Source organism: Salinimicrobium sp. 3283s (assembly GCF_039602225.1).
GTDB lineage: Bacteria > Bacteroidota > Bacteroidia > Flavobacteriales > Flavobacteriaceae > Salinimicrobium > Salinimicrobium profundisediminis.
This window is the reverse complement of record NZ_CP143631.1, coordinates 2,233,022-2,256,985: the sequence shown is the minus strand read 5'-3', so window position 1 is coordinate 2,256,985 and position 23,964 is coordinate 2,233,022. Positions and strand designations below refer to the sequence as shown.

The 23,964-nt window shown below is 42.5% G+C and carries 20 protein-coding genes; 9 read left to right on the top strand and 11 right to left on the bottom strand.

Annotated features, from left to right (window positions below; all coding sequences use genetic code 11):
• Positions 1–7 precede the first annotated feature (7 nt).
• From gcvP to VS868_RS09965, 4 genes are all read left to right on the top strand, one after another.
• Entirely contained in the window at positions 8–2,857 is a 2,850-nt protein-coding gene (gcvP, locus tag VS868_RS09980; protein WP_345597166.1) for an aminomethyl-transferring glycine dehydrogenase, read from the top strand.
• A gap of 224 nt (positions 2,858–3,081) precedes the next feature.
• Positions 3,082–4,140 carry a ketoacyl-ACP synthase III gene (locus tag VS868_RS09975; RefSeq protein WP_266070202.1) on the top strand — a complete coding sequence of 353 codons (1,059 nt, stop codon included), beginning with the start codon at positions 3,082–3,084 and terminating at the stop codon, positions 4,138–4,140.
• On the top strand, positions 4,141–4,662 hold the full coding sequence (locus VS868_RS09970; RefSeq protein WP_345597163.1) for a methyltransferase: 522 nt from the start codon (positions 4,141–4,143) through the stop codon (positions 4,660–4,662).
• Positions 4,663–4,798: 136 nt separating this feature from the next.
• On the top strand, positions 4,799–5,647 hold the full coding sequence (locus VS868_RS09965) for a glycosyltransferase family 2 protein (RefSeq protein ID WP_345597161.1): 849 nt from the start codon (positions 4,799–4,801) through the stop codon (positions 5,645–5,647).
• Here VS868_RS09965 and pafA read toward each other — a convergent pair whose 3' ends face one another.
• Entirely contained in the window at positions 5,648–7,312 is a 1,665-nt protein-coding gene (pafA, locus tag VS868_RS09960) for an alkaline phosphatase PafA (RefSeq protein WP_345597159.1), read from the bottom strand.
• A 111-nt stretch (positions 7,313–7,423) separates the two neighbouring features.
• Between pafA and VS868_RS09955 the strand changes: the two genes are divergently transcribed.
• The gene (locus VS868_RS09955) at positions 7,424–8,161 is read left to right on the top strand and encodes an ABC transporter permease (RefSeq protein WP_266070198.1); all 738 of its coding nucleotides are present in this window, start codon (positions 7,424–7,426) and stop codon (positions 8,159–8,161) included.
• Positions 8,161–8,925 carry an ATP-binding cassette domain-containing protein gene (locus VS868_RS09950; RefSeq protein ID WP_266070197.1) on the top strand — a complete coding sequence of 255 codons (765 nt, stop codon included), beginning with the start codon at positions 8,161–8,163 and terminating at the stop codon, positions 8,923–8,925. The genes VS868_RS09955 and VS868_RS09950 overlap by 1 nt, the downstream gene beginning before the upstream one ends.
• Positions 8,926–8,927: 2 nt before the next feature.
• Here the strand turns inward: VS868_RS09950 and VS868_RS09945 are convergent, their stop codons facing one another.
• From VS868_RS09945 to porV, 9 genes are all read right to left on the bottom strand, one after another.
• Complete coding sequence (locus VS868_RS09945; protein WP_345599828.1) at positions 8,928–10,322, bottom strand: DUF389 domain-containing protein; 1,395 nt, start codon at positions 10,320–10,322, stop codon at positions 8,928–8,930.
• 33 nt (positions 10,323–10,355) lie between these two features.
• Positions 10,356–11,438, bottom strand: a complete 1,083-nt coding sequence (locus VS868_RS09940) for a sugar phosphate nucleotidyltransferase (protein ID WP_345597155.1) — start codon at positions 11,436–11,438, stop codon at positions 10,356–10,358.
• 1 nt (position 11,439) lies between these two features.
• On the bottom strand, positions 11,440–12,045 hold the full coding sequence (locus VS868_RS09935) for a SprT-like domain-containing protein (RefSeq protein WP_345597153.1): 606 nt from the start codon (positions 12,043–12,045) through the stop codon (positions 11,440–11,442).
• Between the two features lie 5 nt (positions 12,046–12,050).
• Positions 12,051–12,731 carry an SDR family oxidoreductase gene (locus VS868_RS09930; protein ID WP_345597151.1) on the bottom strand — a complete coding sequence of 227 codons (681 nt, stop codon included), beginning with the start codon at positions 12,729–12,731 and terminating at the stop codon, positions 12,051–12,053.
• Positions 12,728–13,720 carry a M28 family peptidase gene (locus VS868_RS09925; RefSeq protein ID WP_345597149.1) on the bottom strand — a complete coding sequence of 331 codons (993 nt, stop codon included), beginning with the start codon at positions 13,718–13,720 and terminating at the stop codon, positions 12,728–12,730. Before VS868_RS09925 ends, VS868_RS09930 begins: the two co-directional genes overlap by 4 nt.
• Before the next feature lie 63 nt (positions 13,721–13,783).
• Positions 13,784–15,439: a pyruvate dehydrogenase complex dihydrolipoamide acetyltransferase gene (locus VS868_RS09920; RefSeq protein WP_345597147.1), complete on the bottom strand. Its 1,656-nt coding sequence runs from the start codon at positions 15,437–15,439 to the stop codon at positions 13,784–13,786.
• Positions 15,440–15,445: 6 nt separating this feature from the next.
• On the bottom strand, positions 15,446–16,444 hold the full coding sequence (gene pdhA, locus VS868_RS09915) for a pyruvate dehydrogenase (acetyl-transferring) E1 component subunit alpha (protein ID WP_266070190.1): 999 nt from the start codon (positions 16,442–16,444) through the stop codon (positions 15,446–15,448).
• 108 nt (positions 16,445–16,552) lie between these two features.
• The gene (cdd, locus tag VS868_RS09910) at positions 16,553–17,035 is read right to left on the bottom strand and encodes a cytidine deaminase (protein WP_345597144.1); all 483 of its coding nucleotides are present in this window, start codon (positions 17,033–17,035) and stop codon (positions 16,553–16,555) included.
• Between the two features lie 122 nt (positions 17,036–17,157).
• A complete protein-coding gene (gene porV, locus VS868_RS09905) occupies positions 17,158–18,315 on the bottom strand; it encodes a type IX secretion system outer membrane channel protein PorV (protein ID WP_266070188.1) in 1,158 nt (385 codons plus the stop codon).
• A 429-nt stretch (positions 18,316–18,744) separates the two neighbouring features.
• Between porV and gldJ the strand changes: the two genes are divergently transcribed.
• Both gldJ and murF read left to right on the top strand, forming a co-directional pair.
• A complete protein-coding gene (gene gldJ, locus VS868_RS09900; protein WP_345597138.1) occupies positions 18,745–20,406 on the top strand; it encodes a gliding motility lipoprotein GldJ in 1,662 nt (553 codons plus the stop codon).
• 64 nt (positions 20,407–20,470) lie between these two features.
• Positions 20,471–21,748, top strand: a complete 1,278-nt coding sequence (murF, locus tag VS868_RS09895) for a UDP-N-acetylmuramoyl-tripeptide--D-alanyl-D-alanine ligase (protein ID WP_345597136.1) — start codon at positions 20,471–20,473, stop codon at positions 21,746–21,748.
• Positions 21,749–21,811: 63 nt separating this feature from the next.
• Here the strand turns inward: murF and VS868_RS09890 are convergent, their stop codons facing one another.
• Positions 21,812–23,389, bottom strand: coding sequence for an NADP-dependent glyceraldehyde-3-phosphate dehydrogenase (locus VS868_RS09890; protein ID WP_266071236.1), 1,578 nt, complete (start codon positions 23,387–23,389; stop codon positions 21,812–21,814).
• Positions 23,390–23,599: 210 nt separating this feature from the next.
• On the opposite strand from VS868_RS09890, the gene VS868_RS09885 reads away from it, so the two are divergent.
• Positions 23,600–23,956, top strand: coding sequence for a transposase (locus tag VS868_RS09885; RefSeq protein ID WP_266068495.1), 357 nt, complete (start codon positions 23,600–23,602; stop codon positions 23,954–23,956).
• The last annotated feature ends 8 nt before the right edge of the window (positions 23,957–23,964 follow it).

Sequence of the window (23,964 nt, the reverse complement as noted above, 5' to 3'; positions counted from 1 at the left end):
TTACTTGATGAATACTTTTTCTTTTGCTACACGTCATATAGGCCCGCGGGAACATGATCTAAAGGATATGTTGGAGACTATTGGAGTTGACTCGATAGATCAACTAATTTACGAAACCCTGCCCGATGATATTCGCCTAAAAAAAGATCTTGAGCTTGCTCCTGCCATGAGCGAGCATGAATATATTGCCCACAGCATCTCGCTGGCTGCCAAAAATAAGGTTTTCAGGACATATATTGGGTTGGGTTACCACCAATCTATTACACCGCCGGTGATTCAGCGGAATATCCTGGAAAACCCGGGATGGTATACCGCTTACACTCCTTACCAGGCCGAGATTGCCCAGGGAAGACTGGAAGCACTTTTGAACTTCCAGACTGTAATAGCCGATCTTACCGGAATGGAACTGGCCAACGCCTCCCTGCTCGATGAAGGTACTGCCGCTGCCGAAGCCATGTCTTTGCTATATGAAGTGCGGGAAAGAGATCAAAAGAAGAACAACGTCAATAAATTCTTTGTTTCAGAAGTTGTACTTCCGCAAACTATAGATCTTCTTAAAACCCGTGCAATTCCGCTGGGAATTGAACTGGTTATTGGAGATCATGAAGAATTTGATTTTTCCGAAGAATTTTTTGGAGCTTTTCTCCAGTATCCCGGAAGAATGGGCCAGGTTTACGATTATTCACAATTCGTTGCCAAAGCCAAAGAACACAATATAAAAACCGCAGTTGCTGCCGACATTCTAAGCCTTGTGAAGCTACGTGCGCCGGGAGAATTTGGAGTAGACGTGGTAGTGGGAACCACCCAACGCTTCGGAATTCCGTTAGGTTACGGCGGGCCTCATGCTGCCTATTTTGCCACTAAAGAAGAATACAAAAGAAGCATTCCCGGCCGAATTATTGGAGTGACCAAAGATACCGATGGCAACTTTGCCCTTCGTATGGCACTTCAAACCCGGGAGCAACATATTAAAAGAGACAGAGCGACCTCAAATATTTGTACCGCACAGGTACTTTTAGCTGTAATGGCAGGTATGTATGCTGTTTACCACGGCCCACGCGGATTAAAATTCATTGCCAATAGGGTTCACAGCCTGGCCGCAACTGTTGCTGAAAATGTTGAGAAATTAGGTTTTTCCCAGCTGAATTCTACATTTTTCGATACTGTACTTATTAAAGCTGAAGCAGCAAAAGTAAAGGAGATTGCAGAACGAAATGAGGTGAATTTCTACTACCCGTCTTCAGACGTAGTGGCAATTTCCCTGAATGAATCTACAAACCTTGATGATGTAAATACTATTCTTGAAATTTTTGCTGAAGCCGCCGGTAAAGAAGCCATTAAAGCTACTGAGCTTTCAGAAAACAATTACATTCCTGCTTCAGTAGAACGCAAAACGGAATTTCTTAAAAATGAAGTTTTCAACTCTTATCATTCAGAAACAGAGTTGATGCGATACATCAAAAAATTAGAGCGTAAGGATCTTTCCCTTAATCACTCCATGATCTCGCTGGGTTCATGCACCATGAAGCTCAATGCCGCTGCCGAAATGCTCCCAATAAGCTATCCGCAGTGGGGAAATCTGCATCCTTTTGTTCCTGTAGAGCAGGCAGAAGGTTATCAAATTGTTCTGAAAAAACTGGAAGAACAACTCACAGAAATTACAGGATTTGCCGGCACTTCCCTACAGCCAAACTCGGGCGCACAGGGAGAATATGCCGGACTCATGGTGATTCGTAAGTACCACAAATCACGCGGGGAATCTCACAGGAATATTTGTCTTATTCCATCATCAGCTCACGGTACCAATCCTGCTTCAGCAGTTATGGCCGGAATGAAAGTGGTAGTTACCAAGTCTACCGAATCGGGCAATATTGACATAGAAGATCTTAAGGAAAAAGCCCTTAAACACAAAGATAACCTGGCGGCACTCATGGTGACTTATCCTTCAACTCACGGAGTATTTGAGTCGGCCATTATGGAGGTTATCGATATTATCCACCAGTATGGCGGGCAGGTTTATATGGATGGTGCAAATATGAATGCACAGGTAGGCCTAACCAGTCCAGGAGCAATTGGCGCCGATGTTTGCCACCTCAACCTTCACAAAACCTTTGCTATTCCGCATGGCGGTGGCGGCCCGGGTGTTGGCCCCATATGTGTTGCAAAACAACTTGTGCCGTTCTTACCAGGGAATCCGGTAGTAAAGACAGGTGGTGATGATGCTATTACCGCAATTTCATCAGCTCCATGGGGATCTGCGCTGGTTTGCCTTATCTCTTATGGCTATATCAAAATGCTGGGTGCAGAAGGCCTTAAAAAGGTGACGCAATTTGCCATTTTAAACGCCAACTACATCAAATCTCGTATAGAAGAACACTACAAAACCCTTTACAGTGGTGAACGCGGAAGGGCTGCCCACGAAATGATCGTGGATTGCCGCCCATTTAAAGCCAAAGGAATTGAAGTGACCGATATTGCAAAAAGGCTTATTGATTACGGCTTCCACGCCCCAACAGTGTCATTCCCTGTTGCCGGAACTTTGATGATAGAACCTACCGAAAGTGAAAGTAAAGCTGAACTTGACAGGTTTTGTGACGCACTTATCTCTATACGTAAAGAAATTGACGAAGCTACAGAAGATGAACCTAACAATGTACTGAAGAATTCCCCTCACACGCTGGCAATGTTGACTACCGACGAGTGGAATTTCCCATACACAAGGCAAAAAGCAGCTTTTCCTATAGATTACCTGGCCGAAAACAAATTCTGGCCCTCCATTCGAAGAGTTGATGAAGCCTTTGGAGACAGGAATCTCATTTGCACCTGTGCGCCCATAGAAGAATATATGGAAGATTAAAAAGAGAAACACCGGAGGCACATCACCTCCGGTTTTTTTAGCTTTGCTTTCATTAACAATTCGTTAACAAAAAAGCAGAAAATTTCGCTATTTTTAATCATAGTAGAAGTTTTTACCAAATCCTTTACAGATGCCGCAAAAGTGTATTTTAATGTAAAAAATATAGGGAAAGCGGCATAACATTTATTAATTTTGAGACTTGTCAACTTTATAACTGACACAGAATGAGCATAAAAATCACAGGGGTGGGAAGTTACATCCCAGGCAGAGTTGAAAAAAATTCAGACTTTCAAAAACATGAATTTTTGTATGAGGATGGTTCCACCTTTTCCCAACCCAATGCAGTTATCATTGAAAAATTTAAAGCTATAACCGGTATTGCCGAAAGGCGGTACGCGCATAATGAGCTTAACAATTCTGACATTGCTTATCTCGCTGCCAACAGTGCAATAGAAGATGCCGGGATTGATCCTGAAGAACTCGATTACCTAATCGTTGCCCATAACTATGGCGATGTACTTCACAATGACTTACAGAGCGACACCGTTCCCAGTCTTGCCACCAGGGTAAAACATAAACTGCGCATTAAGAATCCAAAATGCGTTGCTTATGATATACTTTTTGGCTGTCCGGGATGGGTTGAAGCAGTAATCCAGGCAAAAGCTTTCATACAAAGCGGCATGGCAAAAAAATGCCTTGTTATTGGTTCGGAAACTCTGTCGCGGGTAATAGACAAGCACGACCGGGACTCCATGATCTACTCAGATGGAGCAGGAGCTACCGTGATTGAAGCCAGCGAAGAAGAAGGAGGGATCCTGGCCCATGAAAGTGCCACTTACTCGTTTGAAGAAGCTAATTTCATTTTCTTCGGAAAATCAAATAATGCTAAGGCTACAGATGACCGCCGATACATTAAAATGCACGGCCGTAAGATCTACGAATTTGCATTGAGCCATGTTCCTAATGCCATGAAGAGCTGCCTTGAGAAAAGTGGCAAAAAGATAGAAGATATTAAGAAGATCCTCATTCACCAGGCCAATGAGAAAATGGATGAAGCCATTGTAAAACGTTTTTACAGGCTTTACGGGCAACAGGTGCCAGAGGGTATAATGCCAATGAGTATTGATAAACTTGGCAACAGTAGTGTTGCTACCGTACCTACCCTGCTCGACCTTATCCTGAAGAAAAAGATGGACGGCCAGACCCTCGAAAAAGGAGATGTGATCATTTTAGCCAGCGTGGGTGCCGGGATGAATATTAATGCCATTGTGTACCAGTTCTAGATGTACGAAAAGAGTTTCCCGAACAAGCGATATAAAGAAACCCTTGAATTCTTGACCCATGTTGCTCCTGCTCCCGCCAGTATTCTGGACCTGGGCGTGAGAAATCCTTTTAGTGAGCTCATGGAAGCACAGGGCTACCAGGTCACCAATACTACAGGAGAAGACCTGGATTTGGACACCACAAGTGTAAAAAACTCTAATGCAGAAATTGTCACTGCCTTTGAGATCTTTGAGCATCTTGTGGCCCCGTTTAATGTACTTAGGGACATACGCGCTAAAAAACTGGTTACTACCATTCCGTTAAGCCTGTGGTTCTCTCCCGCCTATCGCAGTAAAACCGATAAATGGGACAGGCACTACCACGAGTTTGAAGACTGGCAGTTTGACTGGCTGCTGGAAAAAGCCGGCTGGGAAATAAAGGAACGGCACAAATGGACAAACCCTGTAAAGAAAATTGGAGTAAGGCCGCTACTTAGAAAGTTCACGCCCCGCTACTACGCCGTGTACGCCGAGAAAAAATAACCCGTCAAAAATGGCATTTTTGACACCCTTTTTTTTTGTTGAAGCAACACACAATGTAATTACAGTTATACTCTAATCTCTCCTGCTTCGGAAACAGAGGCTCAGAAATTGTACTTTTACTGAAAGTTTTGAACCAGTGAAATTCTACATCGTCATCCCTGCACATAATGAGGCAGCATTTATAGGGCAAACCCTGAAGTCGCTTTCTGAACAAACCCTGCAGCCCAAAAAGCTGGTAGTGGTTGACGACCAATCTTCGGACGCTACAGCACAGGTAGTGAAAGATTATGCTGATAAATTCCCTTTCATTTCCCTTGTGAGCACCACTTCTTCCGAAGCACATTTGCCAGGAAGCAAGGTGGTAAACGCCTTTAACCACGGATTAAACCAGCTGGATCAAAACTACGACGTCATCTGTAAATTTGATGCCGATTTGATCTTTCCAGAAGACTACCTCGAAACCATTAGCAGGCATTTTAAGGAAGATCCAAAAGTGGGAATGGCAGGAGGGTTTTGCCACCTTGAAAAAGACGGAAAATGGCAGCTGGAAAATTTAACCGGAAAAGACCATATTCGGGGAGCCTTAAAAGCTTACCGAAAAGCCTGTTTTGAAGACATTAGCGGACTTAAACCTTCTATGGGTTGGGATACCGTGGATGAATTACTGGCACAGTTTCACGGCTGGAAGATCAAAACCGATGCCTCTCTGGCTGTCAAACACCTTCGCCCCACCGGATTCACCTATAACAAAGCCGCAAAATGGAAACAGGGAGAAGCTTTTTACAAGCTGCGCTACGGCTGGGTTATTACTTCGATTGCTTCGGTGAAGCTCGCGCTTAAAAAAGGAAATGCCGCACTTGCATTAGATTACCTGGAAGGCTATAGAAGGGCTAAGGCTTCAAAAATGCCATTTTTGGTAGATAAAAAAGAAGGAGCCTTCATAAGAAGGCTCCGGTATAAAAAAATGCTGTCAAAAATCTTCTAGCTACCTGGCAAAGACCATATATAACGGCCGCCCTGTAGCCCCATTAGGAAACGGGATCCCCAATAGCGCCGAAATTGTTGGTGCAATATCTACTATTTCGGTTCTTTCGAGACTGTTGCCCGCTTTGATACCTTTTCCGAAGAAAATAAGCGGAGCATGGGTATCATAGTTATTACCCGAACCATGGGTTGAGCCGGTACGGGAATAAGAAATCACCGAAGGTTCAAGAATTATCGCCACATCACCACTCCTTTTTTGATTGAATCCGTTATCAACAGCCGATGCAATTTTTTCTGAAAAACTGGCTGATTGTAACTGACTTCTGGTGAACACCATGCTGATATTTTCATACTGAAGCAGAAAATGCATGATCTCCTGCTGAAGTTTTTCAGAAGAAATGTCCATTTTCAAGACCTCATCGTAGTTGAAGAAGATTTGATTATTCGAAATGTTCTCTACAAGGTTATCTTTCTGAAATTTACTGCTGAGGAAATTATTGAGCTCTTTTTTAAGCTTGTCCCACTCAAAATAGCCTGATGGAATCCCGACGGTTTCCAGGTAAGCAGGTACTTGAACTCCCCCATGATCGGAAGTAAGGAACAAAGTGTAGTTCCCCTCTCCTACTTTTTGATCGAGCGCCTTCAGCAGTTTTCCAAGATCACGATCAAGCCTAACGTAAGTATCCTGCACCTCTTTTGAATTCACGCCGAAGTTATGCCCCACATAATCTGTTGAAGAGAAGCTTACCGTTAAGAAATCGGTGTCGGCATCCTGCCCCAATTGTTCCCCATCAAGAGCTGCAATAGCAAAGTCGGCAGTAAGGCTGTTTCCGTAAGGAGTAGCTTTTAAAATATCATAACCTCCATTTTGCTCTTTTAGAGACTTTAGGTCGTAAGGAAATCCGGTATCTGCTTTTCCTTTAAAGCCGCCTTCAAAATCGTTGATATCAATACCGCTTTCAACGTAAGTATTAATGTCAGCCAAAGTAGTCCAGGGCTTTAAATAGCTGTCTGCTTTTCCTGAAGCATTAAATTTCTGCACCCATTGAGGTAACTGCTTAGTATAGAAAGAGCTGGTGATCCACCTGCCTTCATCCTGACCATGAAACCAGTACGCTGCATTGGCTGTATGGCCTGCCGGAAGAACGGCACCTCTGTCTTTTAAGGCTATACCTATGGTTTTCCCTCTCATTTGTGTATGCAGCCTGTTTTCATCGGCCACCGTGGTAGTGATCAATCGGTGGGGTGAAACTTTACCGGCTTTGTTTTCAGTTCCCACGGGATCTATTGTGGGATCTTCTACACAATACACATATTCTTTATCAAACTTATCATACCAGTTATTCCCAATAATTCCGTGGGTTTGAGGAGATGTACCAGTATAAACCGAAGCATGTCCCGGCGCTGTATATGTAGGAATATAATTGAAATGGTTGTTCCTTAGGTTAAAACCTTCAGAAACAAGCCTTTTAAAACCATCATCACCAAAGTGGTTCCAGAACCTGGTGATATAGTCATATCGCATTTGGTCTACCACCACTCCCACTACGAGCTTTGGGGTGGCATGAAGGTCTTTTTCAGGATCAAAAGATCGTTGAGGGGCTTCCTGTGCACTAACTGTCGAGAAACAGAAGGACAACAGGACAATCTGAATAAAATATCTCATTATATAAATTTTAGTGTTGTAAAAATACAAAGTTTAAGGAGTATAAAGATTAAGTTAAGCTTAAATACATTCTTTCAAAAATTAGTATTTTAGCCAGAACAAAAGCTTACAATGAGATACCTGCAGTCTATTGGGGAATATTTTTTAATGTTGAAGGGTGTGTTTGGAAGAATGACCAAACGCTCGGTTTTAAAAGAACTGATCTTTAAGGAAATAGACGTGGTTATCATAGGGTCTCTTGGAATTGTTTCATTCCTATCCTTTTTTATAGGTGCAGTTGTTGCTTTACAAACGGCACTCAACCTGAACAACCCGTTAATCCCTAAAAGTTTAATTGCTTTTGCAGCAAGACAGTCTATCATCCTGGAATTTGCCCCTACTTTCATTTCTATCATTATGGCAGGAAAAGTGGGATCTTTCATCACTTCCAGTATAGGTTCAATGCGGGTTACCGAGCAAATAGATGCACTCGAGGTAATGGGGATCAATTCCCTCAACTACCTGGTCTTCCCAAAGATTATTGCTATGCTCACGTACCCATTTCTCATTGCTATTTCGATGTTCCTGGGAATTATGGGAGCTTACACGGCAGCAGTGATGGGAGGATTTGTACCAGCTGATGTTTTTTTACAGGGATTACAGGAAGAATTTGATCCATACCATCTATTTTACGCGTTTTTCAAAACCTTCCTTTTTGCTTTTATACTGGCCACAGTACCTTCTTACCATGGCTATTACATGAAAGGAGGTTCTTTGGAAGTGGGACAGGCAAGTACCACCTCTTTTGTATGGACCAGTGTTGTTATTATTATTACGAATTACATAGTAACTCAATTACTACTTAGCTAATGATCGAAGTAAAAGGTTTAAAGAAAAGTTTTGATGACGAGCATATCCTTAAGGGTATTGATTTCGTATTTGAAACCGGTAAGACAAACCTGATCATAGGGCAATCGGGTTCAGGTAAAAGTGTTTTGATGAAAAGTATGCTTGGGCTCTTCACTCCAGATGAAGGTACTATTGAGTATGATGGAAAAGCCTATTCGTCATTTACCGATGAGCAAAAAAGGGAACTGAGGCAGGAAATGGGTATGCTCTTCCAGGGAGGAGCCTTGTTTGACTCCATGACCGTTCAGGAAAATGTCATGTTCCCTTTGAGAATGTTTACCAAAAAGAAAAAAAGAGAGCTTAAAGACCGGGTTGATGAGGTGCTTGAAAGAGTGAACCTTTCCGATTCGGGAAACAAATACCCGGCAGAAATAAGTGGAGGGATGCAAAAAAGGGTAGCTATTGCGCGGGCTATTGTGAATCGTCCAAAATACTTATTTTGTGATGAACCCAACTCAGGGCTTGATCCACGCACTGCCACGGTGATAGATAATCTTATTCACGAACTCACTGTGGAATATGATATCACCACGGTAGTGATTACCCACGACATGAACTCGGTACTGGAAATTGGTGAAAATATCGCCTTTTTAAAAGACGGGGTACTGGCATGGAAAGGGGACAAAAGCCAGATTTTCAAAACTGACGACAAAACAGTAACAGATTTCGTCTACTCCTCCGATTTATTTAAGAAAGTTCGGGACGCCCAACAACAGGGCCTCTAAGGCTAATTTACAGTTCTTACAACAAGAGTATCCAGCGAAAGGCGAACCTGTAACCATTTTTCGAGCTTATTCATTTGAGATCTACGTGCTGCAGCATTCAATTTGGATGACCACTTTACATTGAAGGTAGGAATAGTATCAATTTTCGAGAAGTTCGTGACAAGACTATTGGCATAGCTCATCTCCTGAATTTCGGAATAGTTGATCTTGGCTTCTCTTGAAACGCTTTCAAAAGGAATGCCGGTACTTCTATATTTTACCAGCTCCTGTTCGAGCAACTGAATTCGGGCATCTTTATTCTCCACCAGTTGCTGATTTTTCACATAAAGATCTTCAAGGATTCCTGCCCTCACTTCGGTAGAAAGTCGGCTGGCCAGTTCAGAACTTTGGTCAGACCCCTGATGTATTTCGAGCACCACATCCTCCAGGTTGGGAACCTGCGTAATAGCCTGTACCCACTGTTCAATTTGCTCTTGTGGCACCGGCCGGCCAATCAGGTAGATCTCAATGATCTTGGTCTTGTAATCCTGTTCAAATTTAACAACTTCGGCCCCGGGATAATTCACCACCTCGTGAACAAATTCTTTTGTCTTACTTACAAAAACCTGTTCCCGCAGTAGATTCACAAATAAAATGATACTGGGTATCATTACCAGGATTGCCACCAAAGAAGCCAAACGTGCGGTGTTCCTTCTACGCTTGCTGTTCACGTACTTAACCAGTGGGAAACGCAGTAGTTTCGCCATTAGGAAAGTGGACAGTGCTATAAAAATGGAATTGATGGTAAACAGGTAAAGAGCTCCCCCTGCATATTCCCAGTTAGCTATCGCCAACCCATATCCCACCGTACAGAGTGGCGGCATAAGTGCCGTGGCTATAGCCACACCCATAATAACACTGGCAATCGCCCCTTTTTTTGTTTTGGCTATAATAAGCGCCGAACCTCCAAAAATGGCAATTAGAACATCGAGTATTGTAGGATAAGTCCTGGCTACAAGTTCAGGTGTTTCTTCTTTAATTGGAGAGATCAAAAAATACAAATAAGCTGTGAGTACACTCAAGAACACCATCACCCCTAAATTGACGAGGCTCCGTTTTAAAGTGTCAATATCATTTATAGCTACAGAAAAACCAATCCCTACAATTGGCCCCATTAAAGGAGAAATAAGCATGGCACCAATCACCACAGCAGTACTACTCACATTAAGGCCAATAGAGGCCACAAAAATGGAGAATATGAGAATCCAGGCATTGTGACCTTTAAAGGAAATATCCCGTTTCACCGTTTCCAGGGTTGTTTCCCTGTCGGTGTCATCATGAATATCGAGAAGCTCCCTTAAAAACTCCTTGATCTCCCGAAGAGCAGTTTTACCCTTGTTCACATGCCCTGTCGGCATTGCTGTACCACTTCCTGATGTATCTTCCATTCTCTAGCCCAAATTTTGACCGAATTTTTCTTTCACCCGCTCTCTGATTCCTTTAATATCCTGCTCTTTTGCCCGCGGCACAATGAGCAAAATCTCGTTTTCGTCTACTATAACGCAGTCTTTCAGTCCTTCTATAACCACCACCTTATTTTTATCTGAAGACACCAGGTTTCCCGTGGCATTTTCAGCAAAAAGACGGGCGTTTAGTGCCACGTTACCATCTTCATCCTTTACTGTCTCTTCGTAAAGAGAACCCCAGGTGCCCAGGTCATTCCAGTCAAAAGAGGCCGGGATCACATCAATAGTACCCTGTTCCTTCTCTAAAATGGCATAATCAATCGAAATATTTTCTGCCGCCGGATAATTCTCCTTTATAAAATCCTTTTCTTCGGAAGTATTATATATCGCTTCCCCTTTTGAAAAGAGTTCAAAAGTTTGTTCCAGGTTTTTCTGAAATGACCTGATTATATAATCTACATTCCATACGAATATCCCTGCATTCCACAAGAAATTTCCGCTCTTTAGAAAATCTTTAGCGACATCATAAGAAGGCTTTTCAGTAAATAACTCCACCGGCTTCACTCTTCCCGGAGCCGCCGGATTGAATTTGATATACCCGTAACCGGTATTAGGAAAAGTCGGTTTTATGCCCAAAGTAAGGATCTTATCCTGTTCCCGTGCCGCTTCAAAAGCGATAGTAATATCATTTAAGAAAGCCTGTTCATCTTCTATCCAATGATCACTGGGTGCCATGATCATCACCGCATCACGGTTCTTTTTTCTAATCTTTAGTGCAGCAAGTAACACAGCCGGAGCGGTATTACGCATTACCGGCTCCAGTACAATTTGTTCCTCCCCAAGCTCTGGCAACTGCTCCTTCACCAGATGGTCATAGCCTGCATTGGTGAGCACATAAATGTTCTTTGCAGGCACTAACTGGGTGAGGCGCTTAAAAGTGGTTTGAATAAGGGTTTCTCCCTTGCCCATTAAGTCCCTGAACTGTTTCGGTTTTGCTGCGGTACTCACAGGCCAAAACCTGGAGCCTACCCCGCCAGCCATTAAAACTGCAAAATTATTCTCCTTCATATCAATTGGCTGTTTTTAATAATTCCACTTCTGCATTGGGTTGGAACAGGTAAATTCTGCCTGTTTTTACTTCAACGCATTCATATCTTTTTACACGCCGTTCGCCCTTTTTAAATATCCTGCCGTTGTATATTCTGAAAACCCCTCCCTGCGGAATCTCAAAAATATAGTTTTTGTCATTCTCGGCATCAAATTGTTTTAGAGCAACCGAAAGATGAGCGTCTGTATCACTGCTCGCCTTCGGATTTTTAAAGTGCCTGGCAATTAAAGGCAGTAACTGAACCGGAAATATCTCGGGCCTTATAAATGGAAGCATGAGCTTTTGGAAACATCTTTTCCACTCCTCCCCATGAGGTTTGATTTGCCTTCCAAAATGTTCAAAAGCCACCAGGTGTGCTATTTCATGAACCAGTGTAATAAGAAATCGATACTCGTTGAGACTCGCATTCACCGTAATTTGATGAACCCCTCCCGGCAAACTGCGATAATCGCCATGTCGGGTTTTTCTTTCGTTCACAATCTTAAGATGAACATTATTGGCTTTAATTAAGCCGAATATTGGTTCAACAGCATGGGTAGGGATATATTTCTCAAGTATATGCTTCATTCCTGTTATGGTGTACTACTGGAAACCTGTAACAACTTACCGTTGTAAAATTTATTTCCGGTAAGAGAAAAGTCGGCGATGTACCGGGCCATCTCAGCGGGTTGCAGAGGTGCTTGATAATCTGGAAAAGCCTCCTGGAGCATTTCTGTTTGTACCGCACCCAAAGCAAGTACATTAAAAGCGGGGCCGCTTTCTTTGTATTCTTCAGCAAGAAGTTCTGTGAGGGTTATTACTGCACCTTTACTCGAACTATATGCAGCAAGTCCCGGAAATTTCATACTGCCCTGCACTCCGCCCATACTGCTCACGGTAACTACATGCCCTTCTTTACTTATTAAGGGCAACAATTTCCTGGTAAGAGCGGCAACACCAAAGACATTCACTTTATACACGCTCTCAAACTCTTCGGAAGTTATTTCTTCAAAAGGTTTATTTATAATGGCACCTGCATTATTTATAAGGATGTCTACGCCGTTCCATTGTTCCTTCACAAATTCTGAAGCTTTCTGAAGGTCTTCTTCTCTGGTAATATCAAATTCAAAGAAATGCACATTTTCAAGATCCAGTTTCTTAATAGCATCCTGATTTCGGGATAATGCAAGTACTTTATGCCCGGCTGCGGCCAGGATTTTGACAAGTTCTAAACCTATCCCGCGGCTGGTACCGGTGATCACTATCTTTTTCATTGCTCCTTGAGTTTTATTTCTTTTTGGGTGCTATTTGCCATACCGGCAATTCCCGGAATTATGGTTTCAATGAGGTTTTCCATATGAGCTACATCCATTTCTTCAAATTCATCTTTTACATGATGGTAATAGGGAAAATTTGTAAAGTCGAAAGTTGAGATGGTTTGTGCCGGCACATTGAATTCCTTAAAAAAGGGATAATTGTCACTTCTTTGGAAAAGACTGTACTGCTTAGCTTCAGGCAGAAATCCCAGCACCTTGGCTTCAGAATATTCATTGAATTTTTCGGCTAAATTTGAATTTTCATACCCGGTAAGGTACGCCAGGTAATCTCTATCTTTCATTGGCACCCCAATCATTTCAATATTGAACATGGTGTAGAGGTCAATTCCTTCAGCTTTGAATTCTTTTGCTAATTCGGCAGCTCCTACCAACCCCAATTCTTCCGCAGAAAAAAGGCTGAAAAGCATACTCCTTTTCGGCGGATTTTCAGCAAAGAATTTAGCCAGCTCCAAAACCGCTGTAGTTCCCGAAGCATTGTCATTGGCACCATTAGCCAGGGAATCACCTTCAAAAGGCTTGGCATGGCCTACATGATCGTAATGCGCGCCCACAATTATGTATTGATCTTTTAACTGAGGGTCTGTTCCCTCAACAAGGCCCACAAGGTTATATCCTGTTAAACCTTTTACCTCAAAGGTATCTCTATAGGTGTCAAAAAAGGGTTTTACGCCCTGCTCTTTGAACACGTTCTCTATATATTGAGCAGCTTTCTCTATACCATCTGTACCCGTTGATCTTCCCTGAAGTTCATCGGAAGAAAGATATTTTAAGGCTGAAGAAATATCCTCTTCTAAAATGGCATTTTTGACACTCTCTTTTTGAAAAGAAACAGCGGCTGTCTCAGTAGCCACTTGTTTGGATTGCCCGCAGGCTGTAAAAACTAAAAAGCCTGCAGCTGCAAGACCGGTAAGGGTGAATTTTCTCATGCGGCTAAAGATAAAAAAATCCCGCGAGAAGCGGGATTTTTCGTTATTAGTCTGTAAATCTCCTTAGGCCAACATGGTCACAGGATTTTCAATATAGGTTTTAAGTGTTTCCAGGAATTGAGCCCCGGTTGCACCATCTACCGTACGGTGATCGCAGGCAAGAGTAAGCTTCATGGTATTTCCTACCACAATTTGCCCATTTCTCACTACCGGCTTCTCAACAATAGCTCCTACTGAAAGTATAGCAGAGTTAGGCTGATTAATGATGCTGGTAAATTCTGTGATCCCGAACATTCCAAGATTAGAAACCGTAAAAGTACTGCCTTCCATTTCCTGAGGCTGTAATTTCTTGTTACGGGCTTTGCCTGCAAGTTCCCTCACCTGTCCGCCAATTTGGGTAAGCGACATTTGATCTGCATATTTCAATACCGGAACAACGAGTCCTTCTTCAACCGCTACCGCAACTCCCATGTGGATGTGTTTCGCAATTCTAGTAGTATCTCCAGTCCATTGAGAATTCACTTTTGGGTGTTTTCTCAAAGCCATCGCCGATGCTTTGATCACCAGGTCGTTAAAGGAAACCTTCACGTCTGGGATCTCATTGATCTGCTTGCGGTTGGCCATAGCATTAGCCATATCTACTTCAATAGTAAGGTAGTAGTGCGGTGCGTTATATTTAGATTCGGCAAGTCTCTTCGCAATAGTTTTGCGCATTTGAGAATTCTTCACCTCTTCAAAACTTTCTTCCCCGGCCGGAGTGTAAGCCTGTACCGGAGACGGCTGTGCCTGTTGTTGAGGCTGGGCCGCAGCAGCAGGTTTTGCCTCGGCAGCTTTTCCTGAAGTTTTATAATTCTCGATGTCTTTTTTGACAATACGATTGTTCTCTCCGGAACCTTTTACCTGAGAAAGATCGATACCAAGATCATCGGCCATCTTTTTGGCAAGCGGCGAAGCGAAAATTCTACTTCCATCTGAAGCTGTAGCCTCTTGCGAAGTTTCTTTAGAAGCTTCGGGCTTTTCTTCTTTTTTCTCTTCGGTGCTTTTTGAAGCTGCAGGTTTTGATGCCCCTCCCGACTTAACTATTGATGAAACATCTGTTCCTTTTGGGCCAATAATAGCCAGAACAGCATCTACAGGTGCAGTTTCTCCTTCCTGAATCCCTACGTACAATAAAGTACCGGAATAGAAAGATTCAAACTCCATAGTTGCTTTATCGGTTTCAATTTCGGCAAGAATATCTCCTTCCTCAACCTCATCTCCTTCTTTTTTGATCCAGGAAGCAACTGTTCCCTCTTCCATAGTGTCACTAAGGCGTGGCATTCTCACTACTTCTACTCCTTCAGGAATTTCACCTCCTTCAGCATCATCTTCAGAAGAAGCATCTGAATCAGACGATGCTTCAGGTTTTTCTTCAGTTTCAGATTTAGAATCTTCTTTAGGAGCATCTGCTTTCCCATCCAAAAGTGAGGAAATATCCTCTCCTTCTTCTCCTACTATTGCCAGCAGGGTATCTACAGGGGCAGTTTCTCCTTCTTCAATTCCAATATGCAATAAGGTACCTTCGTAGAAAGATTCAAATTCCATAGTTGCCTTATCGGTTTCGATTTCGGCAAGAATATCCCCTTCTTCAATTTTGTCACCTTTTTGTTTTAGCCACTTAGCAACAACACCTTCTTCCATGGTGTCGCTAAGGCGCGGCATTTTAATTACTTCAGCCATAATTCTTTATAGTTTATGGGGTAAAAACGGATAATCCTTTTGTTCGTAGACTACATCATACAACTGCTGCACATCTGGAAAATCAGATTCTTCAGCAAATTTCTCACATTCAGCAACCAGGTCTTTAACTTTCTTGTCTATAGCCTTGATTTCTTTATCTGTAGCGTACTTGTTCTCTTTGATGATATCCTTCACCTGGGTAATAGGATCAATTTTTTGGTACTCGGCTACCTCCTCTTTGGTACGGTATTGCTGTGCATCACTCATAGAGTGACCACGATAGCGATACGTTTTCAATTCAAGGAAGGTTGGACCTTCACCTTTACGTGCTCTTTTAATAGCTTCGTCAAGAGCTTCGGCTACTTTTTCCGGATTCATTGCATCAACAGGCCCACATGGCATGTCATATCCAAGACCCAGCTTCCAGATCTCTGTACTTTTTGAAGTACGTGCCACCGAGGTACCCATCGCATACCCGTTGTTCTCTACACAAAAAACCACAGGCAGGTTCCATTTCACAGCCATGGTGAAAGTTTCATGAAGGGAACCCTGTCTTGCAGCACCATCACCAAGAAAGGTTAAGGTTACTGCGTCTCTTTTAAAATATTTATCTGCAAAGGCAAGACCGGCACCAAGAGGAATTTGACCTCCAACAATACCATGCCCACCATAAAAGCGGTGCTCTTTTGAGAAAATATGCATGGAACCACCCATACCGTGAGAGGTACCGGTTTTCTTTCCATACAACTCGGCCATCACCCTTCTTGGATCCACACCCATCCCAATTGGCTGCACGTGGTTTCTATAGGCAGTGATCATTTTGTCTTTTGACAAATCCATTACGTGCAATGCACCTGCAAGTATTGCTTCCTGCCCGTTGTAAAGGTGCAAGAAACCTCTTACCTTTTGCTGAATATACACTTGAGCCAGTTTGTCTTCAAACTTCCGCCAAAACAGCATGTCCTCATACCACTTTATGTAAGTGGCTTTTGTTATTTTCTTCATTTAACTACTTATTTTTTAGGCTAAGCGATGCTTGCGCCAAGCGAAACACAAAAATACTATTTTCAAAAGGAACTAAAAACAGTTTCCTATTGAAAAAGCGCGAAAACGTTATAGGTATGTACTGTCAAATATGAGCGGCAAAAGATCGGACACAGATTGCGCCTTTACCACCTTGCCTTTCTCTCCCATAAAGAAGATCTCGATAGGCTGATCCTGCTTTACTTCATACTCGGCAATAGCCTGCCTGCACGACCCGCAGGGCGGGGTGGGAACAGCGACTTCCTGCTTCTCAGATCGCGCCGTTAAAGCCATTTTTAAGATCCTGGTGTTTGGGTATTTTGCGCCTGCATAAAAGATTGCAGTTCTTTCGGCACATAAACCCGCCGGATAGGAGGCATTTTCCTGATTACTCCCGGTTACCACTTCCCCGTTTTCAAGAAGAATTGCGGCACCTACTTTAAATTGTGAATATGGAGAGTAAGATTTCTCTCTTGCATCAATCGCCTCCTGCATCAGTTTTTGCACATCATCGGGCAATTCCGCGTTATTTTCGTAGACTGCAAGATCGGCACTTATTGTTATTTTTTTCATTCCTGTTCTTTATCTAGAAAAAATCTCCCGTAACTAAAATAGTCCGGGAGCTTGTTATTTCCTCGTTGTGAGGCACAAAGTTAGGTAATAATCAAAAGAATACCAGAAATTTAATCTTACTACTAATATTGAGCGTATTGTTCTCCAAAGTTAAAGGTCAACCCAAATCTCAAGGTCCCTTCTAACGGACTCACCACTTCGGAAGTTGAAAAGAGGTAAGAAAGATCGATATCTACAATATTATGTCTAAAACCGGCACCAAAAGAAATAAATTCCCGTGAGCCTTTTTCCGGGCTTTCATGGAAATATCCTGTTCTAAGGGAAAACACTTCCTCATATACATACTCGGCCCCTATTGCATAAGTAACCTCCTTAAGTTCTTCACTAAAACCATCGGGCGCATCTCCAAAAGATTTAAAAATTCCTTCAATAGCACCTATAGAGTTGTATTCCTGAATATCTTCGGCATCCCTGTCGCCGTCATTGTCAAAATCTTTAGGGGTAGGCACCAGGAGCTTATTGAATTCGAGGTAAGTTCCTATCCGGTTAGAATTATCAAGGATAAAATCAAAACCACCACCAAGTTTTAAATTTGTGGGGATAAAGTTTTCCTGCCCCCCAGCATCATATTTTATTTTAGGACCTATGTTCGCAATATTGACACCCGCTCTCCAGCGACCGTCAAACTGGGTAAATGTGATGCGGTCACTTTGGTAAAAAGCCGAGACATCTACACCAAAGGTATTTGCCGCACTGGCATCGGGATCAAGTTCTGCAATCTTAAGATCGGAGCGAAGGAATCTTCCCGCCACAGCCATAGAAAAATGATCACTTAACTTAAGGGCATAGGAAAGGTCGAGCGTAAATTCATTCGGACTGAGAATCCTCGCAACTTCATCTGGATAGTCACGGGCCTCAATGTTCCCCATGCTAAAATACTTTAAACTTGCTCCAAAGGCGCTTCTATCACTTATTCGGTTATAATAGGTAACATTCCCAAGAAAGATATCATTTACAAGCTCACTCAAATAAGGAGTATAATTCACCCCCAGGCCTTGCTTACTTTCCACAAAAACATATTTTGCCGGATTCCACTGTTGCGAGTAGGCATCGGCAGAAGTTGCCACCCCCTGGTCACCCAACCCTGCAGCACGCGCATCGGCTGCTATCATTAAAGTAGAAGCCGCCGTGGTGATCACCCGGTTACGCTCTTCCTGAGCAAAAGATTTCCCACCAACGAGCAAAATCACCGCAAAGGTGTAGAGTGAAATTTTTTTCATAAGACTATTAATAATTAACAAATATACCTGAAAACCTTTAGAATGTATTATTCGAACCGAATTTCTGCTTTTACCATAATATTACTTATAACGTTTAATTTAACAGAAGCTTGTGCAGCAACTCTAAATTCTTCCATTCACACCTGTTATAAGCTTATAAGCGAAAATACATGGTTTTAAATTGTAACTAATTCAACTCAAGCTTAAAGAAAAGAAAAAAGTTGTCAAAAAACCACTACTTTTGCGTCTTAATGCATCTCAAAGTTTGATTAGCTGTTTTTACAGCCCATAAAATAATTACCTAAAAGGTGCGTTATCATAAAGATTTTCAGGAAACTACAGGATTCTGTTTCAGTTGAAATAATCTTGGTAGTTTTGCGTTAATTACTATATTGCAGAGCCTTAATTGCTATAAAAGATAATGTGAATATGAGAAATAAAGTTGCTGTAAAAGCTCTTTTTGCCATCGCTTTGAGTGCTGGACTTTTTAGCTGTAACAACTCAAGGGATTACAAAGATAACTCCCGGGCTACGGGTTGGGACATCAACTCCAAAGAGGGTGGTTTTAATTACAATGCCGATTATGATGAGCAGGATGCAGGCCCAGGCCTCGTCTTTGTTGAAGGAGGAACCTTTACAATGGGAAGAGTGCAGGATGATGTGATGCACGACTGGAATAACACGCCCACCCAACAACACGTTCAGTCTTTTTACATGGATGAGACCGAAGTGACCAATCTAATGTACCTCGAATATCTCGATTACCTTAAAAGGGTATACCCTCCAAGCGAAGAGAGATATAGAAATATTTATCATGGCGCCCTACCCGATACCCTTGTATGGAGAAACAGGTTAGGTTATAATGAAACCATGACCAATAACTACCTGCGTCACCCGGCATACGCCAACTATCCTGTAGTGGGAGTGAGCTGGATACAGGCAGTTGAATTTAGTAAGTGGAGAACCGACAGGGTGAACGAACTGCGTCTTGAAAAGCAGGGTTATACTGCTGAAGGCGCACGTTTTGCTGCTGAACCCGGACAGGGCTTTAGCACAGAAACTTATCTAAACGCACCAAACCAGGTGTACGGCGGAAGCGACAGCCTTGTAAGAGGAGGAAATAAAGCTGACCGTTTTATGACCAAAGACAGTACAAACCTTTACGTGCAGCGCAAGCATGGCATTCTTCTTCCAGAATACCGCCTTCCTACCGAAGCCGAATGGGAATATGCAGCTCTTGCCCTTGTTGGGATAAGAAACTATAATGTTTACCGCGGAAGAAAAAAATATCCATGGGACAGCCAGTACACCCGAAGTGGTGACGCCAGAAAACGTGGTGACCAAATGGCCAACTTCAAGCAGGGAGATGGAGATTACGGCGGAATTGCCGGATGGAGCGATGATGGTGCCGATATTACTGCCGAAGTAAAATCTTACGAACCAAATGACTTCGGACTTTACGATATGGCCGGAAACGTGGCTGAGTGGGTTGCTGACGTTTACCGCCCTATAGTAGATGACGAATTTAACGACTTTAACTACTACCGCGGAAACGTGTATACAAAGCACGCTATCACCGAAGATGGAACTGTGAAAGTTTTAGGCGTTGATGAAATAGAATATGACACTCTAAGCAATGGAAGAATAGTAGCAAGAAACCTTCCGGGAGAAATTAAAACTGTTCCAATCACACCCGAAGACACTTACCTGCGCACCAACTTCAACGAAAGTGACCAGAGAAACTTTAGAGATGGCGACAGAAATTCCAGCAGGTACTACGACTCTTTTGGAGATGAAGCCACGGCAGATCCCAATAAACGCATGTACAACTCTCCGGTTCATACAGCCAGTGTAGACAGCCTGGGAGGTCAAAGCCTTCAATATGATCAGTCTACAGGACGTACAACTTTAGTAGATGACAACGTGAGGGTTTATAAAGGAGGCTCATGGAGAGACCGTGCTTACTGGTTAGATCCTGCTCAAAGAAGATATTTCCCCCAAGATATGGCAACCGATTATATCGGGTTTAGAAATGCGATGTCTCGTGTAGGGTCAAAATCTTTAAACAAAAACAAGACTGCAAGAGATTAATTTTCAGGCAAAATATTAATGAAAAGCCCTAATAATATTAGGGCTTTTTTTATAGCTTTAATTCATGAATATACCTCAACTCCATGAGCTTTTTCTCACCAGCTCCGGAATTAGCACCGACACCCGAAAAATTAAGGCTGGCAGCATTTTTTTTGCCCTAAAAGGGGAAAATTTCGATGCCAATGAATTTGCTTCTGAAGCTCTTAAAAAAGGTGCAGCTTACGCTGTAGTTGATACACACCTCGAGAATAACGATAGGTTTATAAAAGTTGAAGACAGCCTCAAAGCACTTCAGGAACTAGCCACGTTTCACCGCCAACACCTCAAAATTCCCATTCTCGCCCTTACCGGAAGTAACGGCAAAACTACCACCAAAGAATTATTCAATGCAGTACTGTCAAAAAAGTTCAAAACAGTAGCAACTGTTGGCAACCTCAATAACCATATAGGGGTCCCTCTTACTTTGCTGTCCATGAACAGTGAAACCGAACTGGGAATAGTTGAAATGGGAGCAAATCATCAAAAGGAGATTACCTTCCTTTGCAATATTGCCCTCCCCGATTTTGGTTATATCACCAACTTTGGCAAGGCACACCTTGAAGGATTCGGTGGAGTTGAAGGAGTGATAAAAGGAAAGAAAGAACTCTATCAATATTTAAAAAAGAACGAAAAAATGCTCTTTTTGAATCTTGATGACCCTTTGCAAAAGGAGGAACAGGAATATGCTCAAAATTTCACTTTCGGCTCCACACCAGCGGCCAATGTTCAAGTAGAATATACCAGTCACGACTCCTTTGCCGGGATAAAAGCCGAAGAAAATGAGATCACAGGAAATCTTACCGGATCCTACAACAGTGCAAATATGGCTGCAGCCTACGCCATAGGCACCTACTTCAAAGTACCCAAAGAAAAGATCAAAGAAGCCCTGGAAGAATACATTCCGCAGAATAATCGCTCTCAAATCATCCTTAAAAACAATCGCAAGATCATTATGGATGCATATAATGCTAATCCTTCAAGCATGGCTGCTGCTTTAGACAATCTAAGTAAGATGGACCTGTCTCCTAAAATAGCAATTTTGGGAGATATGTTTGAGCTGGGAAGCATGGCCGCAGCTGAGCATCAGGAAATAGCTGAGAACTATGCAAAGTCTGAAGTTGACAAAATTTTCCTCATAGGTTCAAATTTTGCAGCTACCTCTTTGGAATCAGAAAAGGTGAAGAAATTTGCCACTTTTGAAGGTTTTAAACAGTGGTTCCAACCTTCAGAATTTAATCAGGGAGTCATTCTTGTAAAAGGATCCCGGGGCATGGCCCTGGAACGTGCCCTGGAACTGTTGTAAGCCATTTCAATTAACTGAAAGAAAAAATAAGCCCCGATCTTCTATAGACCGGGGCTTGTTCTTTTACAGGATATAATCTGTACTTACAAAATTCGAATTCCTGCTTTGCAGGAGTTCCCTTATGATGGCATTGTTGTAATCATTTTCTTTTGACGCCACAAAAGTCCGTATTGAGAAAGAACGCAGGGCATCGTGTACACTTAAGGTGCCCACTGCCGAATCTTTTCTTCCTGTGAACGGAAAAACATCGGGCCCACGTTGACAGGCACTGTTAAGGTTTACACGGCACACCAGGTTCACCATAGTATCTATTAGCGGAGCTAATTGTTTAATACTTCTGCCAAACAGACTCACCTGCTGCCCATAATTTGAAGCAGCAATCTCGTCGAGCAAAGAATCAATATCAGAAAAAGGCTTTACAGGAATTACTGGCCCAAACTGCTCTTCCTTATAAACCCGCATCTCTGAAGTCACAGGATAAAGAACAGCCGGAAAAATGAAATTTTCGGAAGTTTCCCCTCCCCTTTTATTGAGTACCGAAGCTCCTTTCTCCTTTGCATCATCTATAAGTTCCTGGATATATGCCGGTTTATTGGGCTCGGGAAGTGGCGTAAGTTTCACACCAGGCTCCCACGGGTTTCCAAATTTTAGTTGATCAACCCGTTGAGCGAATCTTTTATTAAACTCTTCCCTAATATCTTCGTGCACATAAACTATTTTAAGAGCCGTGCAACGTTGCCCGTTAAAAGACAAAGTACCGGTGAGAACTTCTTCTATAGTAAGATCGAGATCTGCATCTGGAAGTATAATAGCAGGATTTTTCGCCTCCAGGCCAAGCACCAGCCTTAGACGGTTCTTGTAAGGATGCTGGTCCTGCAGGGCAATTGCCGATGTACTGTTACCTATAAGCGCCAGCACATCAATTCTCCCACTCTTCATAATTGGGGCAGCAACTTCTCTCCCTCTCCCAAAGATCACATTCACCACGCCTTTAGGAAAACTATTTCTGAAGGCTTCCAGTAAAGGAGACAACAGAAGCACTCCATGTTTGGCAGGTTTAAAAATGACAGTATTCCCCATAATGAGCGCAGGGATAAGCAAAGCAAAAGTTTCGTTGAGGGGATAATTATATGGCCCCAGACATAACACCACGCCTAGTGGACCACGCCTGATGTGCGCATTTACTTTATCCCTTTTCTGAAATTTTGCACTGTCACGATCAAGCTGCTTGTATTCTTCTATAGTATCGTAAATATACTCTACTGTACGGTCAAATTCTTTTTCTGAATCAGGCAGGGATTTACCAATTTCCCACATAAGCAGCTTCACCACTTCTTCTCTCTTGGTCTTCATCTGAGAAACGAATTGTTCCATAGCCGCAATCCTGTCAGAAACTTTCATGGTTGGCCACACCCCCTGTCCTTTTCCATAAGCTTTACAGGCACTCTCCAGAACTTCAAGCGCTGTAGCCTCGTTCATGTGAGGCACTGTGCCAAGAAAGGTAGGTTTGTAGCTTGCGCCGGTAGAAATAGTGGAATACACTTCATCCATTTCTCCTTCCCACGGAATAAATTCACCGTTTGAGAGATAGCTTTTTTGATGCAACAGGTTGTTGATCGCGAATTTTTCTGCAGTTTTCATTTTGTTAGGGACTTTGTATTTAATGTAAAAGATTATCCTGATCTATCCTTCAGCAAAAATTCTCCTGAAGGCATGTGTTAAAGATAACAATAAAAAAATAGCTTCTACATTTTAAACAAATTGTGAAAAATATAAAATAATTAAGGATCATTCCTAAATGTTGTGGAGGAATTGGAGTAAATCTCGATCTTTGCAAAAAAATTACTGTAGGTGGATAATAATTACCTGGACCTGATTAAGCTTGTACTTCCACAATTCTTGGTGGAGAATTTTGACTTAGAAAAGAGTAGAAAAGAAAAAGAAGTACTTCATCTTTATTTTGAAGAACGCAATATCCCTCCTGACGAACATTCTTCAAAGATTTTAGTATCTAAAGGTTTCCACAAAGAAATTACTATTCAAGACTTTCCGCTCCGGGGAAACACCGTTTATCTTCATGTGAAACGCCGTCGATGGTTGGATAAAGATACCGGACAGGTAGTGCAAAGAGACTGGAACTTAGTAGCACAGGGAACACGTATGACCAACGAGTTCGCTGCTTTTTTAAAAGAAATTAGTCGATACTAAGGCTTCTG